The 18293-nt window shown below is 61.8% G+C and carries 18 protein-coding genes; 9 read left to right on the forward strand and 9 right to left on the reverse strand.

What is annotated here, in order from left to right; translation table 11 throughout:
• Positions 1-25: 25 nt before the first annotated feature.
• The 4 genes from RCF49_RS12065 to RCF49_RS12080 all read right to left on the reverse strand — a co-directional run bounded on the left by RCF49_RS12065 (position 26) and on the right by RCF49_RS12080 (position 4166).
• The gene (locus RCF49_RS12065) at positions 26-745 is read right to left on the reverse strand and encodes an ABC transporter ATP-binding protein (RefSeq protein ID WP_342640130.1); all 720 of its coding nucleotides are present in this window, start codon (positions 743-745) and stop codon (positions 26-28) included.
• Positions 738-1481 (reverse strand): ABC transporter ATP-binding protein, encoded by a 744-nt coding sequence (locus RCF49_RS12070; protein WP_342640131.1) that lies wholly within the window; start codon positions 1479-1481, stop codon positions 738-740. Before RCF49_RS12070 ends, RCF49_RS12065 begins: the two co-directional genes overlap by 8 nt.
• A gap of 92 nt (positions 1482-1573) precedes the next feature.
• Positions 1574-2809 carry an ABC transporter substrate-binding protein gene (locus RCF49_RS12075; protein WP_342640132.1) on the reverse strand — a complete coding sequence of 412 codons (1236 nt, stop codon included), beginning with the start codon at positions 2807-2809 and terminating at the stop codon, positions 1574-1576.
• 64 nt (positions 2810-2873) lie between these two features.
• Positions 2874-4166, reverse strand: a complete 1293-nt coding sequence (locus tag RCF49_RS12080; protein ID WP_342640133.1) for an ArgE/DapE family deacylase — start codon at positions 4164-4166, stop codon at positions 2874-2876.
• Between the two features lie 129 nt (positions 4167-4295).
• Here RCF49_RS12080 and RCF49_RS12085 point away from each other — a divergent pair, with 129 nt between their 5' ends.
• The 8 genes from RCF49_RS12085 (at position 4296) to RCF49_RS12120 (ending at position 11982) form a co-directional block, all read left to right on the forward strand.
• The gene (locus RCF49_RS12085) at positions 4296-5105 is read left to right on the forward strand and encodes an IclR family transcriptional regulator (RefSeq protein WP_342640134.1); all 810 of its coding nucleotides are present in this window, start codon (positions 4296-4298) and stop codon (positions 5103-5105) included.
• The gene (locus RCF49_RS12090) at positions 5102-6001 is read left to right on the forward strand and encodes a DMT family transporter (RefSeq protein WP_342640135.1); all 900 of its coding nucleotides are present in this window, start codon (positions 5102-5104) and stop codon (positions 5999-6001) included. The genes RCF49_RS12085 and RCF49_RS12090 overlap by 4 nt, the downstream gene beginning before the upstream one ends.
• Positions 6002-6110: 109 nt before the next feature.
• Positions 6111-7700 (forward strand): ABC transporter substrate-binding protein, encoded by a 1590-nt coding sequence (locus RCF49_RS12095; protein ID WP_342644190.1) that lies wholly within the window; start codon positions 6111-6113, stop codon positions 7698-7700.
• Positions 7701-7786: 86 nt separating this feature from the next.
• Positions 7787-8809 carry an ABC transporter permease gene (locus RCF49_RS12100; protein WP_342644191.1) on the forward strand — a complete coding sequence of 341 codons (1023 nt, stop codon included), beginning with the start codon at positions 7787-7789 and terminating at the stop codon, positions 8807-8809.
• On the forward strand, positions 8806-9738 hold the full coding sequence (locus RCF49_RS12105) for an ABC transporter permease (RefSeq protein WP_342640136.1): 933 nt from the start codon (positions 8806-8808) through the stop codon (positions 9736-9738). The genes RCF49_RS12100 and RCF49_RS12105 overlap by 4 nt, the downstream gene beginning before the upstream one ends.
• Positions 9735-10577 (forward strand): ABC transporter ATP-binding protein, encoded by an 843-nt coding sequence (locus RCF49_RS12110; protein ID WP_342640137.1) that lies wholly within the window; start codon positions 9735-9737, stop codon positions 10575-10577. The genes RCF49_RS12105 and RCF49_RS12110 overlap by 4 nt, the downstream gene beginning before the upstream one ends.
• A 1-nt stretch (position 10578) precedes the next feature.
• On the forward strand, positions 10579-11358 hold the full coding sequence (locus tag RCF49_RS12115; protein ID WP_342640138.1) for an ABC transporter ATP-binding protein: 780 nt from the start codon (positions 10579-10581) through the stop codon (positions 11356-11358).
• A 15-nt stretch (positions 11359-11373) separates the two neighbouring features.
• Complete coding sequence (locus RCF49_RS12120) at positions 11374-11982, forward strand: glutathione S-transferase family protein (protein WP_342640139.1); 609 nt, start codon at positions 11374-11376, stop codon at positions 11980-11982.
• A gap of 7 nt (positions 11983-11989) precedes the next feature.
• On the opposite strand, the gene crcB is transcribed toward RCF49_RS12120, so the two are convergent.
• Positions 11990-12379, reverse strand: a complete 390-nt coding sequence (gene crcB / locus RCF49_RS12125; RefSeq protein ID WP_342640140.1) for a fluoride efflux transporter CrcB — start codon at positions 12377-12379, stop codon at positions 11990-11992.
• A 119-nt stretch (positions 12380-12498) separates the two neighbouring features.
• Between crcB and amaB the strand changes: the two genes are divergently transcribed.
• On the forward strand, positions 12499-14043 hold the full coding sequence (gene amaB, locus RCF49_RS12130) for an L-piperidine-6-carboxylate dehydrogenase (RefSeq protein ID WP_342640141.1): 1545 nt from the start codon (positions 12499-12501) through the stop codon (positions 14041-14043).
• Between the two features lie 12 nt (positions 14044-14055).
• Here the strand turns inward: amaB and RCF49_RS12135 are convergent, their stop codons facing one another.
• The 4 genes from RCF49_RS12135 to RCF49_RS12150 all read right to left on the reverse strand — a co-directional run bounded on the left by RCF49_RS12135 (position 14056) and on the right by RCF49_RS12150 (position 18293).
• Entirely contained in the window at positions 14056-15036 is a 981-nt protein-coding gene (locus tag RCF49_RS12135; RefSeq protein WP_342640142.1) for an agmatinase family protein, read from the reverse strand.
• 64 nt (positions 15037-15100) lie between these two features.
• The gene (locus RCF49_RS12140; RefSeq protein WP_342640143.1) at positions 15101-15892 is read right to left on the reverse strand and encodes an ABC transporter ATP-binding protein; all 792 of its coding nucleotides are present in this window, start codon (positions 15890-15892) and stop codon (positions 15101-15103) included.
• A gap of 63 nt (positions 15893-15955) precedes the next feature.
• Complete coding sequence (locus tag RCF49_RS12145) at positions 15956-17185, reverse strand: ABC transporter substrate-binding protein (RefSeq protein ID WP_342640144.1); 1230 nt, start codon at positions 17183-17185, stop codon at positions 15956-15958.
• Between the two features lie 55 nt (positions 17186-17240).
• Positions 17241-18293 carry a branched-chain amino acid ABC transporter permease gene (locus RCF49_RS12150; protein ID WP_342640145.1) on the reverse strand — a complete coding sequence of 351 codons (1053 nt, stop codon included), beginning with the start codon at positions 18291-18293 and terminating at the stop codon, positions 17241-17243.

Below are 18293 nucleotides of genomic sequence, written 5' to 3' on the forward strand. Positions count from 1 at the left end.
GCGAGCCGTTGCGCTCCCCGCAAGCTCATGCGCCGAGATAGACACGGCGGATCACGTCGGAATGGATCATCTCTTCCCCGGTGCCCGCCAGCACAACCCGGCCGCCTTCGAGCAGATAGCCCCGATGCGACAGCCCGAAGGAGAGCTGCACGTTCTGCTCGTTGAAGATGACCGCGATACCTTCCTGATTGATGCGCCGGATGATCTCGGCGATCTGCTTCACGATCCGCGGGGACAAGCCGAGATAAGGCTCATCCATCAACAAGAGGCGTGGCCGTGCCATCAGGCTGCGGGCGATCGCCACCATCTGCTGCTCGCCCCCGCTCATCTTGCCCGCGATCTGATCGCGCCGCTCCGCCAGGATGGGAAACAGGCTCTCGACCCATTCCAGCCTGCTGCGCGTATCCTTGTTGACGCTGCGATGATAGGCGCCGAGCAGCACATTCTCGCGCACCGTCATATCGCCGAACAGTCGCCGCCGCTCGAGAACCATGGAAATGCCCAGGCTCACCATCTCATGGGTCGGCACCTTGGTGAGATCACGGCCCTCGAATAGCACTTTGCCCGACCGGATAGGAGCGAGGCCCATAATGGCCTTGAGCACCGTGCTCTTGCCCGAACCGTTCGGACCGAGAACAGCGACGACCTCCTTCTGGCCGACGCTCATCGAAACATCCCACAGCACCTGATAATCGCCATAGAGGACGTTCAGGTTGTCCACCTGCAGCATTGGGGTATCAGCCATGCTCGGTGGCCTCCCCTAGATAGAGATCGATCACTTCGGGGTGCTGAGCAATTTCCGCAGGGGTCCCCTCGGCCATGCGTATCCCCCGGTTCATGAAGATGGCGCGGTCGGCCAGCTCGTTGATCACACGCATATTGTGCTCGATGATGACCAGGGTCAGCCCTTCGCTGCGCAGCCGCTTCACCAGATCGATGAGCCCCGGAATGCTCTTCTGATCAACGCCGCCAGTCACCTCGTCCAGCAGCAGCAGCTTCGGCCGGGTCGCCATGGCGCGCGCCATTTCGAGGCGTTTACGCTGCCCCGTGCTCAGCCCCTTGGCCAGCACATCCGCCCGGTCCGCGAGTCCGACCATTTCCACATAGCGCCGCGCATCGGCCCTTGCCTCCGCCATGGTGCTGTTATGGGCAAGCGCCCCCACCATGACATTTTCCTCCACCGTCAGCTCGTGAAATGGCTGGGTAATCTGAAATGTGCGCGCAACGCCCGCGCGGCAGCGCCCATCCGGTTTGAGGCCGGTAATATCCTGGCCATTGAAGATGATCTTGCCGCTATTGGGCGAATGCACCCCGGCAATCACATGGAAGGTCGTGGTCTTGCCCGCGCCGTTCGGCCCCATCAGCGCAAGGATCTCGCCGGGCTGGACCGTAAGCGACAGATTATCGATCGCGACGATGCCGCCAAAGGACATCGTGATGCCGTCGACCTTGAGAAGAGGATCCGGCGCCGGGCTCGGCATAGGTTCGGGACTCCGAGTTTGGCAATCGAACGAATAGACGTGCGGCGGGAGAGCTGCCCCGCGTTCCCCACGAACGCGGGACAGCCAGGATATTACTCGACCGGCTTGAAGGTCGAGGTGGCGGTCGTCTCCGGCCAGATCACCTGGCTTACACCGTTCTGGATCTGCGCCATCGGCACCGGCAGATACTCGGCGCCGACCTTTGGCGTGTGATTGGCGGTATCATAGACATAGCGCGCAATCACGCAGGGGAAGTCAGTTTTGGCAAAGGCTTCCGAGATCTTGGCGGGCTCGATTGATCCAGCTGCCTTGATGTTGTTCAGCAGCACGCCCATTTCGCAGAAGCCTTGCGCATGGTCGCCATTGCCGTCAACCCCGGCCAGCCCCTTGAACATTTCCGCGAATTCCTTGTGCTTCGGATTGTTCGTGGGGTCGAAGAACAACGGCGTCCACAGAAGCCCGTTCGCCGCATCGCCCGCACCCGGCAGGAACTCCGGACGGATCGGATAATAGACCGCCAGGTGCAGCGACTTCAGGCCCTGTTCCTTGATCTGCTTGACGAGCGCAATGCCGGAATTGACGGACGTAAAGATCGAAACCAGCACATCCGGCTCATCGCCACGCAGCTTGGAGAGCTGCGGGTAGAAATCCGCGTGCCCGAGCGGCACGGTCTCGCTCGACGACACCGTCCAGCCCGCCTCCTTATAGAGCGGCTCGGTATATTCGACATTCGACTTCCCGTAGTCGGTATCCTCGACGATGAACGCGATCTTCTTGTTCTTCGGCGTGAAGCTGCCCTTCTTGATCAGATCATTGACGGTCTCGAACAGCGTCTGCGCATAGGCATCGCTGTTGAAGCTCGACTTCCAGAAATTGGCGAAGCGCTCGGGGTCGCTCTGGATCTTCTTGGCGATCTCGATCGAGACGGGCTGTCCGCTCATCATGAATTTGCCGAAGCTTGGCGCAACTTCCATGATGGCCAGGGTGACCGAGCTCGAGATCGTGTCGCCGACCAGGATATCGACATTGTCGCGCGTCAACAGCTTCTGAGCGGCGCTCACGCCGACTTCGGGACGCGAGGCGCTGTCCTCGAAGATGAGCTTGACCTCTCGCTTTTCGCCCTCGATCTCGATGCCGCCTTCCTTGTTCACCTGTGTGGCTGCGGCCTCATAGGCCTGGCGCATGGAGATGCCGGAATTGGCGGCAGGGCCGCTCAGCGGCCCAATGACGCCGATGGTGATCTCGGCCGCTGATGCTGACGTTGCAAAAGCAGTACCGCCAAGCGCAGCCGCCACGGCGAAACTCAACAAATGGCGTTTCAGTCCCATCGATATCTCCCCTGTTCCCTCTTCCTCGATTCAGACCTGAACGAATGCCCGCAGCCTGCGGTGCTTATGCCCCCACGAGAGGCTCAGTGCCGCACCACTCGGCGATGAACAGCGCCATGGCGGTGGTGATACGCTTCACCGACGAGATGCTGACGCACTCATCGAACCCGTGGATGTTCCGGGATACGGGGCCATAGCACAAGGCTGGAATTTGGTCGTAGAGCGCATAGACCCTGGTGTCGAGATAGGCTGGCGTTGTGAGCGTCTCGAGAGGTTTGCCTACGGCTGCCTCATGCGCATTGGCAAGGACTTGCTCGGCTTCCGAGCCCGGCTTCAGCACATAGCCTTCCGTATGGAAGCCGTTGAAGGTGACCTTCGGCGGCATGTTTGACAGGAATGGATCTTGCCGCGCGAAATTCGCAACACGCTCACTGATCTCCCGCGCCGCGCTGGCCGCATCCACTCCGGGATAGATCGCGATACGGCAATCGATCCGGCACCAGCAGGGCACGGATGAGGCCCAGTCGCCCCCTTCGATCTTGCCGATATTCAGATTGATCGGGTGCGGATCATCTTTGAAATGCTCGTAATTGGCCTTGCGGTGGTTCCAGTCCTGCTCGAGCTTCCGCAATTCGCCGACCACCCGGTAGGCCGCGTCGATCGCATTGGCGCCGGCGCCCATCTCGCGCACATGCACAGGCAGACCGCGCACCTCGACCTGGAACCAGATCACGCCCGCATTGGCGCGCACCAGTTTCTCATCCTCAGGCTCGGGAATCAGCACCGCATCCGCCTTATAGCCGCGAAGATGCGTCATCAGCGCCCCGTTGCCCGTCGATTCCTCCTCGACGACCGACTGCACATAGACCGTGGCGGCAGGCTGCAGCCCGATGCGCCGTAAGGCATCCAGAGCAAACACATTGGCAGCCGCGCCGGCCTTCATGTCGCCCGAGCCACGACCATACATCCAGTCGCCGACGATCTCGCCGCCATAGGGCCCGTGCTGCCACATGGATTCCGGTCCGGTTGGGACCACGTCGAGATGCGATTGGAGAATGAGAGATCGGCCCTTTTCCTCGCGCGGGTAATGAATGCCCACAACGATCGGCGCAGTCGAATGCTGCTCGGACCAGGGCGACCCGCCGGGATGGCGCTCGATCGCCTCCTGGTCCATCGGGAACCGGTCCATGACAAAGCCGCGCCTGTGCAGCTCCCGGAACGTGAAATCCTGAACCGTGTGCTCGGCGCCGCGGACGGAGGGAAACGAGACCAACTTCTGTGTATAGGCCAGCTGGTCCGCAAACCCCTGTTCCACGGACTCAACAATCGCACGGCGCATGTCTGGAGCAAGCGTCATCGGTTCACCCTCATCCGATTGCGGCCCCCTCGTGACCGCGATGTAAGCATTGCTTCTCCGGGTATGAAAGGTCTTTTCGAGAGTGTCAAGAAATGACACTATGGGTCACACAATGACACGAAACTGAACATGCGTGCAGCACAAGCCGGTAACGACACAAGGTTAAGGCCCCGGCCCGGCGTGCCGATCGTGCGCTCGGTTGAGCGTGCGGCCGCGATTTTGCGCGCCTTCTCGCCCGGTGAGACGCACCTGTCTCTGGCGGAGCTTTCCCGTCGAACCCAGCTCGACAAGAGCACCACGCGCCGGTTGCTCCACACATTGTCTGTTGTCGAGCTGGTCGAATATCATGAGAGAGAGCAGGCTTATGCGCTGGCGCCCGGCGTGCTCATGCTCGTGCCGGCCGTGAATTATGGCCGCGATCTGAGGGACGTCGCCGAACCCGTGCTCGCCCGGCTCACTGAGATCACCGGGGCCACCGCCTTCCTCTGGTCCTTCTTCGGGTCACATGCAATGTGCCTTGACCGAGTAAAGGCACGCGACCTTCATATCGACGCGCCATGGTCTGCAATCGGTACGCGCATTTCGCTCAATTGCGCGGGCGGCCCGCGCGTCATACTCGCTCACCTCTCCGCGCAGGAGCGCCTCGAAATCTTGCAGCAAGCTCTGCCGAAGCACACCCCGTTCACCCAGACCGATCCCGCGGAGCTCGAGGCCGCCGCGAATCTCATCCGGCAACGGGGCTGGGAGCTCGCGATCGATGATTACATCGTTGGTCTCGCGGGTTTGGGAGTGCCGGTCTTTGATCGAACCGGCAGGTTCGTCGCGAGCATCAGCATCACCACCCTGACGCCGAGCCTGCCTCTGGAGAATGGTGAGCCACGTCATCTCCGCGCCATGCTGGATGCGGCCGCCGAGATCGGCGTGCGTTTGCAGCCATGAAGCTCACCACCACGGCCCGGCCGCTTCATCTCGCCGGCGTGCTGCTGCTGGCCAGCATGTGGGGACTGAATTGGCCTGCAGTGAAGATCGCGCTCAATGAGATCTCGCCTTGGACCTTACGGGCCATAGGCCTCACTTGCGCTGGCATCGTCCTCGCCGTCGCCGCCCTTATCCGAGGCAACAGGCTGTCGGTTTCGCGTCGCGAGGTCGGGCCGCTGATCCTCGCCGGCATGCTGACCATTGCCGGGTTCAACCTGTTCCTTGCCTTTGCCCAGCTCATGACCTCCACCTCGCGCGCGGTGATCGTGACCTTCACCATGCCGGTCTGGACCGTGATCTTCGCCCGGCTGTTCTTGGCCGAGCCACTGGATCGTCAGCGCATGACGGGCATTTGCCTGGGCCTTGCGGGGCTGGCAGCGCTCTCATGGCCGCTGATCGCATCCGGCGGGTTCAGCATTGGCCTCATCTATGCACTATGCGCCGGCCTTTGCTGGGCTCTGGGCAGCGTGGTGACCAAGAAATGGCCCGTGGATGCGGCGCCACTCACCGTGGCCACCTGGCAGCTCCTCACCGGTGCGGTCTGCGCCATTGGCGGCATGCTGCTCTTCGAGGGAATCCCCGTCTATCACGGCCTTGCCGAGAGCACGACCTTGGCGCTCCTCTACCACGTCATCGTGGCCCTTGCGATCGCCTACCTGTTGTGGTTCGCGATCCTGCCGCATGTGCCTTTGGGCATTGCGAGCCTCGGGACCCTGCTGGTGCCCGCGATCGGTGTTCTCGGCGCCACCATTCTGCTCGACGAGCGCCCCACAACCATGGATTATATCGGCCTCTGCCTGATCACTTTGGCAGCCTTGAGTATCCTGCTTCCAACCGGGCGCAGACGTACAGAATAGAAACCTTGTGCCCCGCGGTCTATTCCCCGAAAGGGTCAATGGACAGTCGCAGGATATCGGAGCGACACTCCGCTCTTCACACTGACACAAGGGAGGGATAGCCATGCGAATGCCCCGATTGCGAGACTTCCTTTCGGCGATGGTATTCGTGGCCGGATTATCGGTGCCGGCACTCGCAGCCACCCCGGCCGACACGCTGGTCCAAGCCTGGCAGTTCGACGACATCATCACCTTGGACCCGGCGGAAATCTTCGAGCTTTCCGGGGCAGAGGTCGCCGGCAACAGCTATGAGCGCCTGATCGGCTACGACATCAATGACGTCTCCAAGCTGCACGGTGTCGTTGCGGAAAGCTGGTCCGTGTCCGAGGACGGCAAGACCGTCACCTTCAAGATTCGCGAGGGGCGGAAATTTGCCTCCGGCAATCCCCTGACCGCCAATGATGTCGCCTATTCCCTTCAGCGCGCGGTGCTCCTCGATAAGTCACCCGCCTTCATCATCACCCAGTTTGGCATCACCAAGGAGAATGTGAAGGACAAGATCAAGGCGACCGGTGATTACGAAGTCGTCTTCTCCATGGACAAGCCCTACGCCATCAGCTTCGTCCTTTACTGCATGACAGCGACCGTCGCCTCCGTGGTCGACAGCAAGCTGCTCATGGAAAACGAGAAGGATGGCGACTTCGGCCATGAGTGGCTGAGGACTCATTACGCCGGCTCGGGTCCCTTCAAGATCCGCGACTGGCGCGCCAACGAAGTGATCGTGATGGAGCGCAATGACAATTACGGCGGAGACAAGCCGGCGCTCGCTCGCGCGATCTACCGGCATATTCCCGAAACCGCAACCCAACGCCTGCTGCTCGAAAAGGGCGATGTGGATGTTGCCCGCAATCTTGGCCCGGAAGAGATCGAAGCGGTCTCGGCCAATGATCAGATCCAGCTCCAGAGGGCTGCAAAAGGCACGCTCTATTATTTCAGCCTCAATCAGAAGAACGAGATTCTGGCCAAGCCGCAGGTGCGCGAGGCCATGAAATATCTGGTCGACTATGATGCGATTGCCGACACCATCATGAAGAACCTGGGCGAGAAGCATCAGGCTTTCCTGCCCAAGGGCTTCCTTGGTGCGGTGAATGACACGCCCTACAAGCTCGATGTCGAGAAGGCCAAGGCGCTGCTTGCCGAAGCGGGCCATCCCGAGGGCTTCAACATCACCATGGATGTCCGCTCGACCCAGCCGATCGCCGGCATGGCCGAAGCCATTCAGCAAAATCTTGCACAAGGCGGGATCAAGATGGAGATCATCCCCGGCGATGGTAAGCAGACGCTGACGAAATACCGTGCCCGCCAGCATGATCTCTATATCGGACAATGGGGTGCCGACTATCAGGATCCCCATACCAATGCGCAGACCTTTGCCTCCAATCCCGACAATTCGGACGAGGGTCCGTCCAAGACCCTCGCCTGGCGCAACGCTTGGGACACGCCTGAGCTGAACAAGCAGGTGGACGCCGCAATTCTCGAAAGCGACACGGCCAAGCGCGCCAAGATGTATGAGGACATGCAGAAGGAGGTCATGGAGACCGGACCCTTCGTGATCATGTTCCAGCAGATCGAGGTGGCTGCCCTCTCGAAAAACGTGAAGAATTTCGTGCTTGGACCGTCATTTGACACCAATATCGTCGCGGGCGTGAGCAAAGACTGACCTTGGTTATTGAGCCGACAGGAACTGGCGCGGTCTCCGAAACGGCGGCTGGGTTTCGTCGAGAGGACCGGGCCAAGGGCTCCAGCCTGGTGCTTGCCACCGGGCTGACGCTCGTGCGCTTTCTCCTGATGCTGGCCGTCACCCTTGTGGGGCTGTTGGCCATGACCTTCGTGATCGGAAGGCTCGTGCCGATCGATCCTGTGCTCGCGGTCGTGGGCGATCGTGCCCCGCCGCAAGTCTATGCGCGGGTGCGTCAGGAACTCGGCCTCGACCTTCCGCTCATCCAGCAGTTCTGGATCTACTGCAAGCAGGCGATCACCGGTGATTTCGGACGCTCGGTGCTCACCTCCAATCCGGTGCTCGAGGATATCGGCCGTTATTTCCCGGCAACCATCGAGCTCGCGACTTTGGGCACCCTCATCGGAACGATCATTGGCGTGCCGCTCGGCGTCTTTGCCGCCGTTCGCGCGGGCAGCCTCCTCGATCAGATCGTGCGGGTGATCGGGCTCGTCGGCTATTCTGTGCCGATTTTCTGGCTCGGGCTCATGGCGCTGCTGCTTTTCTATGCCAAGCTCGGCTGGGTTGCAGGTCCCGGCCGGCTTGATATCGCCTATGATTATCTCGTCACCCCGGTCACCGGCATGTTGCTGGTCGACAGTCTGCTCCAGGGCGAGATCGACGTGTTCTGGAACGCGGTTTCGCACATTATTCTGCCTGCGAGCCTGCTTGGCTATTTTTCGCTGGCCTATATCAGCCGCATGACGCGCTCCTTCATGCTGAACGAGCTCACCCAGGAATATGTGACGACCGCCCGGGTCAAGGGCCTGTCTGAATCGCGCGTTGTGTGGCGCCATGCCTTGCGCAATGCTGCGGTGCCCCTGGTCACGGTCATCGTGCTCTCCTACGCCACATTGCTCGAGGGTTCGGTGCTGACGGAAACCGTCTTCGCCTGGCCGGGGCTCGGCGCCTATCTCACCAATTCCCTGCAAAATGCCGACATGAATGCCGTGCTCGGCGCCACGCTCATCATCGGCGTCACCTTTGTCGGCCTTAATGTCGTGTCTGACCTGCTCTATCGGCTGCTCGATCCGAGGACGCGCACGCCATGACCGATGCAACCCGCCCCAGCTCTGCCGGCAGCTGGAAGGAATGGCTGCTGACCCCCGAGCCCCAGTCCCGCGGACAGGCCCGCCTTGGCCGCTTCTATGTCGCCTGGCGCAGCTTCATCGGCAATCCGCTTGCGGTCCTCGGGCTCGTTATCGTGCTGATGCTGGTCATCGTCGCCATCTTCGCGGATGTGCTGGCGACCCATTCCCCAACCATAGGCGGTGATTTGCGAACCCAGCGGCTGCTGCCGCCCAGCGCCGAATTCTGGCTCGGCACCGATGATCAGGCGCGCGATATCTATTCCCGCATCATTTACGGCTCGCGCCTCACCCTCATGGTGGTTGCGCTCGTCACGGTCATTGCCATGCCGGTCGGCCTGTTCTTCGGCACGATCGCCGGCTATTTCGGTGGCTGGATCGATGCGGCCTTCATGCGCCTCACCGACATCTTCCTGGCCTTTCCCCGCCTGGTGCTGGCGCTGGCCTTCGTGGCGGCCTTGGGGCCCGGCATCGAGAATGCCATCATTGCGATCGCCATCACCATCTGGCCGCCTTATGCAAGGCTCGCCCGCGCCGAGACACTCACCATTCGCAACAGCGATTTCATTCACGCGGTTCGGCTGCAGGGCGGCTCCGCACCGCGAATCATCCTCAAGCATGTGGTTCCCCTGTGCATGTCCTCGGTGATCGTGCGGGTCACGCTCGATATGGCAGGCATCATTCTCACCGCCGCCGGCCTCGGATTCCTGGGGCTTGGCGCCCAGCCGCCCTCGCCGGAATGGGGCGCCATGATCGCCTCTGGCCGTCGCTTCATCATGGACCAATGGTGGGTTGCGGCCATGCCGGGCTTTGCCATCTTCATCGTCAGCCTCGGCTTCAACCTGCTGGGTGATGGGCTGCGCGATGTTCTCGATCCGAAGGCTGCCCGATGAGCCAGAGCCCTCTCTTGACGATCGAGGACCTGCGCGTGCGCTTCCACTTGCGCCGCGGAATAGTGGAGGCGGTGCGAGGCGTCTCCTTCACACTCGGCCGCGAACGGCTTGGAATTGTCGGTGAATCCGGCTCCGGCAAGTCACAGACCGGCCGCGCCATTCTCGGCCTCACCCGGCCACCGGGCGAAGTCACGGCGAAAACGCTGAACTTCGACGGCACCGATCTCTTGACCGCATCGCCCCGCCAGCTCCGCGCCCTGCGCGGCAGCCGTATGACCATGGTCATGCAGGACCCGAAATATTCGCTCAACCCGGTCATGACCGTTGAACGCCAGATGGTCGAGGCCTACCGCGCCCATAACCGCAGAGCGAGCCGGTCGGAGGCGCTGGAGCGTTCTGCCGCCATGCTCGCCGCGGTGAAGCTGCATAACCCAACCCGGGTGATGTCGCTTTATCCGCATGAGCTGTCGGGCGGCATGGGCCAACGGGTCATGATCGCCATGATGCTGATCACCGACCCTGATCTCCTGATCGCGGACGAGCCCACCTCAGCGCTCGATGTCACCACCCAGCTCGAGGTGCTGCGTATTCTCGATGAGCTCGTCTCCGAGCGCGGCATGGGACTGATCTTCATCAGCCACGACTTGGAACTGGTGGCCTCCTTCTGCGATCGCGTTCTCGTCATGTATGCGGGCAAGGTGGTGGAGAGCCTGCCCTCGGGCGACCTGCACGCCGCTCAGCATCCCTATACGCGCGGCCTCATGGGCTGCCTGCCCAAGCTCACCGGTGATCGTCATCCGCTCCCCGTTCTCTCGCGTGATCCCGCATGGGCGCAATGACATGAATGCGCTCCTTGACATCGATCATCTCGGCGTCACCTTCGGCTCAGGCGCTCAGCGGTTCACCGCGGTCGATGATGTGAGCTTTTCGCTTCAGGCCGGCGAATCGCTGGGCCTGGTTGGCGAGTCGGGCTCAGGCAAATCTACAGTGCTGCGCGCGATCACCGGGCTGAACCCGATCTCGCAAGGGGCGATCCGTATCGAAGGCAAGCCCCTGGGCACCGGGCGCGACATGAGCTTCTTCCGCATGGTGCAGATGGTCTTCCAGGATCCCTATGCCTCGCTTCACCCACGCCACACCGTGGACCAGATCCTCTCCGAGCCGCTCTCGATCCACCGGATCAGGAACACCGCGGACCGTATCGTGACCGCATTGAAGGAAGTTGGTCTTGGGCCAGGGTTCCGGTTTCGCTATCCCCACCAGCTCTCCGGTGGCCAGCGCCAGCGAGTTGCCATCGCACGCGCATTGATTCTGCGGCCGCGGCTCATCCTGTTGGACGAGCCGACTTCGGCGCTCGATGCATCCGTGCAGGCGGAAATCCTCAATCTGCTGGAAGAGCTGCGAGCCCAGCATGGCCTCACTTATGTCTTGGTGAGCCATGATCTTGCTGTTGTCGCACATCTGTGCGAACGGATCATCGTTATGCGGCACGGGTCGATCATCGAGCAGACCTCGGCGGCGGCCCTTCGGCGCGGCGATGTTGCAAGCGACTATACCCGCGAGATGCTGCAGGCCGAGCATGGCTTCGTGCGGCGTCCCAAACCCGCCGCTGCGCAATGAGCAGGAGATCTAATCATGAGCGATGAAATCGTCTTCTATCACAACCCACGCTCACGCGCCCTGATCGTTCATTGGATGCTGGAGGAGGTCGGCGCCAAATATCGCACGGTCACTCTCGACCTTCAGAAAGGCGAGCAGCGGAACCCGGATTATCTCGCCATCAACCCCATGGGCAAGGTGCCCGCCATTGTTCACCGCGGCAATGTGATCACCGAGACGCCCGCGATCATCGCATATCTCGCCGATGCCTTCCCGGATGCCGGTCTTGCCCCGGCCTTGGATGATCCCGCGCGCGGCCCTTACTATCGCTGGCTCTTCTTCGGCGGCAGCTGCTTCGAGCCGGCTCTCCTGGACAAGATGATGAAGCGGCCGCCGGTAGAGCCCGCTGGGATGACCGGCCACGGCACTTACGAAGACGTGCTGACCGCCATCAAGATCGCCCTGACCCCAGGACCTTATATCTTGGGCGAGCGTTTCTCTGCCGCCGATGTCTATATCGGCTCAGAGCTCGGCTGGGCCATGAAGTTTGGCGCCCCGGGGCTCGAAAGCGAGCCCGTCATCACCGATTATGTGGGACGCATGGCCAGCCGGCCGGCCTTTGCCCGCACCGTCGGGCAGACCTGACGCAGCGTTACTGGACGATCGCCCGTATGATCGCCAGCCCGGCAAACAGGGCGGCGATCGATAGCACCACCGAGCCCAGCACATAGACCGCCGCTATCGCCAGATCACCCCGCTCATAAAGCAGGGACGCATCCAACGCGAAGGCAGAGAAGGTTGTGAAGCCGCCGAGAACGCCCGTCATCAGGCAGAGGCGCAGCCATTGCGGCGCCTCTGTGTTGAACGCGAACAGGCCGGCAATCAGCCCCATGATGAAGCACCCGGCGATGTTGACGGCCATCGTCCCTGCGGGAAAGCCAGGACCGATCAGATGCAGCGCGGCCCGGTTAACCCCATGACGCGCGGCACTGCCTACGCCACCGCCGATGAACACCACAAGATAAGGCCAAAGCGATTGCATGAAGTAAATCTCGCGATCTCGTTTTCTGGGCTCAATCCGCCAAAGTTGGCGCGCACCCACATATTTCTGCTAATGAACATGGAAAAGCGTCGCAACCAACCCGGTGAGAGTTCCGTATCATGACGGCCGCCATGAAGATGCCCCTCGCAAGTGAAGTCGAGAAATTGCTGTCGAGCCTCGGTGTGACCACCAATCGCAGCGCCGAAGGCGGCCTCGAGGTCCGCACACCCATCACCGGTGAGGTGATTGCCAGCGTGCCCGAGGCCGATGCCGCGGAAGCGCGCGGCGCCATCGAGCAGGCCCGCACCGCCTTCCTCACCTGGCGGAATGTGCCGGCGCCCCAGCGCGGTGAGCTGATCCGGCTGTTCGGCGAGGAGCTTCGCGCCCACAAGAACGAGCTCGGCAAGCTGGTCTCGATCGAGGTGGGCAAGATCACCTCCGAGGGTCTTGGCGAAGTCCAGGAGATGATCGACATCTGCGATTTCGCTGTCGGCCTGTCGCGCCAGCTTTACGGGCTCACCATCGCGACGGAGCGGGGCGAGCACCGGATGATGGAGACATGGCATCCGCTTGGGGTGGTCGGGATCATCTCGGCGTTCAACTTCCCGGTCGCCGTCTGGTCATGGAATGCAGCGCTCGCCATCGTGTGCGGCAATAGCATCGTGTGGAAACCATCGGAAAAGACACCGCTCACGGCATTGGCCAGCAAGGCCCTATTCGACCGTGCTGCCCGACGCTTTGCTGAAAAAGTGAGCCCTGTGCCGGATGGTTTGTTCGGCCTGCTTATCGGTGGCCGCGAGATCGGCGAAATCCTGGTGGATGATCATCGTGTGCCGCTGGTCTCGGCCACCGGCTCGACGGCCATGGGCCGGACGGTGGCACCGCGCCTTGCCCAGCGCTTGGCGCGGGCCATCCTCGAGCTTGGCGGCAATAATGCCGCGATCGTCTGCCCTTCGGCGGATCTTGATCTGACACTTCGCGCTGTCGCTTTCGCGGCCATGGGCACAGCCGGCCAGCGTTGCACCACCTTGCGCCGGCTTTTCGTCCACCGCAGCGTCTATGACCAGCTGGTGCCGCGTCTGGCCAAGGCCTACAGCTCCGTCAAGGTTGGCAACCCGATGGAGCCTGGAACGCTGGTCGGACCGCTCATCGACGAACGCGCCTATGCCAATATGCAGAAGGCGCTCGAGTCCGCCCGGGCTCTGGGCGGCAAGGTCACCGGAGGCGAGCGTGTCAACGAAGCTGACGCGCCTCATGCCTATTACACGCGGCCGGCTCTGGTGGAAATGCCGGGACAGGTGGGCCCGGTCGAGCAGGAGACCTTCGCGCCAATCCTCTATGCGATCGCCTATGACGATTTCGAAGAAGCCCTCGCGCTCCACAACGCGGTGCCCCAGGGTCTCTCGTCATCGATCTTCACCAATGATCTGCGCGAGGCCGAGCTGTTCCTCTCAGCACGCGGCTCCGACTGTGGCATCGCCAATGTGAATATCGGTCCCTCCGGAGCTGAGATTGGCGGCGCCTTCGGAGGCGAGAAGGATACGGGCGGCGGTCGCGAATCCGGGTCTGACGCGTGGAAGGCCTATATGCGGCGCGCAACCAACACCATCAATTACGGCCGCACCTTGCCGCTCGCCCAGGGGGTCAAGTTCGACATCGAGTGAGCGCCGAGCCGTTTATCGCTTCGGCAGCAGGCGCTTGGATACGCCATAGAGCAGGCTCAAGACCAGCGAGGCTCCGGTCACGCCGGTGATGTTCTGCGGATCAAAAGGTGGGGAGATCTCGACGATGTCCCCACCTACGAATTTCGGATGTTCCGCAATGCGGCGCAGGCCAAGCTGCAGGTCGCGTGCATCGAGCCCAAACGGGTTGGGTGCCGCGGTGCCGGGTGCCTGCGACTGGTCGATGCAATCGATATCCACGGATACATAGAGGCCATCGGCATCCTGCCCGGCAATGTCCAGCGCCTGCTGGATGACTGCCTTCATGCCGCGCTCGCGCACCTCGAGCGCCGAGATGACCGTGATCCCCATCTCATGGGCATAGTCGTCGAACTCCGGCGCATTGGCGAATTCCCCGAGCCCTATCTGCACGAGATTGCGCCCCTTGAGCAATGTGCCGGGCAGTTCGAGCGTCTTGCGGAATGGCACACCGCTCGATTCGGCCCCAAGATGCGCCTTGCGCAGATCGTGATGCGCATCGAAATGGATGACGCCCAGCCGCTTGTCCGGCCCCAATGCCTCCATGACCCCGCGAAGATTGGGAAATGAGATGGAATGATCACCGCCCAATACGATCGGGATAATGCCTCGCGCGACCAGCTGCCGGACTGTGTCGGCAATCCGTGAGAAGGTGCCCTGCATGTCCGTGATCACCACCTGCACGTCGCCAATATCGGCCGCTCTCAGCGCGGTCATCGCCCTGCGGTCGCGGCTCGAATAGGTGGTGAAATACATAAGCCCTTGTCGCACCGCGTTCGGCCCCTGCCGGGAGCCGGCGCGGACCACGGATGCGCCGTCATAGGGTACGCCGATAATGGCACAGTCGAGATCGAGCGAGCCATTCCACGTAAGCCACGCGCCGGCGCGATGCTCGGCGACGTCACCCTTCATGGTATTCACCACGAGGCCGGGCGGCAGAAGCTTGAGATCAGTCATGGTATGCTCCCCCTGTTATTGAGGGCAGCATAGCCAATATTCCGGAGATTTGGGAAGTGGTGACCTAACCGAGCCAGCGCTTGCGCCGGCGGTAATGCTTCACCTCTCGATAGCTCTTGCGCTCGCCCTCCATGGTGAGGCCGAGATAGAACTCACGCACATCTTCGTTCGTCTTGAGGTCGCTCGCTGCGCCCTCAAGCACAATGCGCCCATTCTCCATGACATATCCGTAATCGGCGATGTCGAGCGCCACCCGCGTGTTCTGCTCGACGATGAGCAGCGTCATCCCGGATGCCTTGAGGCTGCGCAACAGAGCAAAGACCTCTTCCACCATGAGTGGCGCAAGACCGAGCGAGGGCTCGTCGATCATGATCAGCTTGGGGTTGGCCATCATGGCCCGCCCGATCACCACCATCTGCTGCTCACCCCCGGAGAGATAGCCGGCGATCCGATTCTTGAGCGCCGCCAGCCGGCCAATCCGGTCGTAGACTTCCTCCAGCCTCTGGCGCACCGCGCGGCCAGACGGCTCCATATGGCCGCCCACCAGCAGGTTCTGCTCGGTCGTCAAATGCCGGAGCACCCGCCGACCCTCCATGATATGCACAAGCCCGCGCTTGACGATGTCGGCCGCATCGGCCCGTTCGATCCTCTCGCCCTCGAAACTGATGGTGCCGCCGGTCACATCCCCATCTTCCATGGTGATGACCCGGGAAATCGCCTTGAGCGTCGTGCTCTTGCCGGCGCCATTGCCGCCGAGCAGGGCCACGCACTGTCCCTGGCCAACGGTGAGCGAGATGCCCTTCACCGCGAGAATGACGTCACTATAGATGACTTCGACATTCGTGAGTTCAAGCACGGTCGGTCTCCAGCCCAGGCCAAGGTGGCGGGCCGCATGAGCCGCCCGCCGCTGTTTGGTGCCTCACCACTTGTTCAGGTCGGGAACCGGAACCTTCTCGGCCGCGATCACGTATTTGCCGTCCTCGATCGTGGCGATGGTCGCCGTCAGGCCCGTGGGTGGGAATGGTGCCTCATTGGTGAATTTGAGGTCCGGCAGCACGCCAAAGGTTGCGGACGAGGGAATCGGGCTGTTGAGCATTGCCTGACGCACTGCCTCGCCGGTCACCTTATCGGCGCCGGCCTGCTTTGCCGCCGCCTCAATGGCGCGCAGCGCAACCAGCGTCTGTGCGAGCCCCATGACCGCCGACACGTTCCAGTCCGCCTGCAGCCCGTATTTGTCTTTGAGCATGTTGAAGAACTTGTGCGGCTCGGTCTCCGTATCGGTCGGAACTGCCATGCCGTAGACTTCATAATCCCCATTGAGCTGAGAGAGATCGCCGATGGCGTCCGCCGAAGTCAACAGCCCGTTATGCGAGCTCATTAGGATCGGCACATTCTTGCCGAGCGTCTGGAGCGCACGCTTTGCCGCCACCACGGCCGCCGTATTGGTCTGAATGACGAGCGCTTCCACACCGTTACGCACCAGGCGGTTGATTTGCGTGGTCAGATCAGTCGGCTGGATCTCGGTGAACACCACCTCGACCACTTCGACCTTGTCCGGATTATCCTTCGCATATTTGGCGAGGCCGCTATGGATATCGACATAGGCGGGCGCTGCTTCGGAGGAGATGATGCCCACCTTCAGCGGGCCGTCACCGCCCCGCTTCTCGCGCAGCCAGTTGCAGAATGCCGCCGATTCATGGCTATAGGTCGGTCGGGGATTGAATACCCAGGGATCGGGCTTCCAGACATAGCCATAGCTGGCGGTCGCCATGATCATCGGCACCTTGTCGCCAGGCAAGCGGTTCTGCAGGGCGGCAACGTCGGGGCCACCGACGCCCAGCACAACGACGGGGTTGATCTCGGCCTTGATCCCCGGCCACAGGCTTGCGACCTGGGCCACATCATAGCGATGGTCATAATCCTTGATGTTGATTTGGACGCCCAGATCCTTGCCCACTTCGGCATTCCACCATTGGATGGCCGCCGAACGGGTATTGGTCCAGTCCTTCATGATGTCGGCATAGGGGCCGGTGAAATCTGCCATGCCGGCAACATTGTAGGTGGTCTGAGCCTGCGCCGACCAGATCGATGAAAAGAGGCCGGCTGCAGCGACGGCCGCGGCGGCCGTTATTCGTAAGCTGTGCTTCATTCGCGTTTCTTCCTCCCGTATCCACCCTTGTTGCAGGTACTGTTCTTGAAGGCCGCTAATAGGGGAACGGCCACAGCCGGTATGAGCGCTTGATGATCGACCAGCGGTGCATGAGGCCGCGCGGCTCGAAAATGAGGAAGGCCGCGATCACACCCCCGAGGAAGATGTTCATGGTGGCGAAGACGAGCTCACCACCAAGCGCCGGAAAGATCTGCACAAGATTGGGGCCGAGGGTGACCAACGTCTCCTGGGCCGCCTTGATCACCACGACCCCGACCAGCGCCCCGACGATCGAGCCCATACCGCCTACGATGATCATGGCGATGAACCAGATCGAGTGAAACAGGGTGAACTGGTCAACCGCCACGAAGCGCACGTAATAGGCCCAGAGCGCGCCACCGACGCCCGCGTAGAAGGCACCGATGAGGAACGCGACCGCCTTGGTCTTCACCACATTGATGCCCATCATGCCCGAGGCCACGTCGTCATCGCGCACCGCCACGAAGGCGCGCCCATGCCAGCCCCGCACGATGCCGAAGGCGCCATAGGTCATGATGATCGCCACCACCAGGCAGAGGTAATAGAGCGAGCGGTCCGTATCGAACACGAAGCCGAACAGTTGCGCCGGTTGGAGCGAGATGCCATTGGAGCCGCCGACCCAGCTGGTCGGCAGGTTCAGCACGAGGAAATGGAACAGGCTCTGCGCGGCAATCGTGGTCAGCGCGAGATAGAAGCCTTTGATGCGGAGCGCCGACAGGCCGAAAATGAAGCCGAACAAGGCGGAAGAAGCACCACCCAGGGGAATGGCGAGCCAGAAGGGCAGGCCCAGCTTGGAGGCTAGAATGCCGGTCGTATAGGCCCCAACCCCCATGAAGGCCGCCTGGCCGAGATTGATCTGCCCTGCATAGCCCGTATTGATCTGGAGACCGATCACCACCACCGCGGTGATCAGCATCACATTGGCAACCGCCACGACCCGCGGGCCCACCAGATAGGGCAAGGCGAACAGCAGCACGAGGAACAGGGCGAGCGCGATCCACTGCCCGCGCGTGCGGATGAGCGCCTCGTCGCGCGCGAAACTGGTGGCAAAGACGCCGGCGGGATCCAT

The sequence above is a fragment of the Rhodoligotrophos sp. CJ14 genome (genome assembly GCF_038811545.1).
In the GTDB taxonomy this organism is placed as follows: domain Bacteria; phylum Pseudomonadota; class Alphaproteobacteria; order Rhizobiales; family Im1; genus Rhodoligotrophos; species Rhodoligotrophos ferricapiens.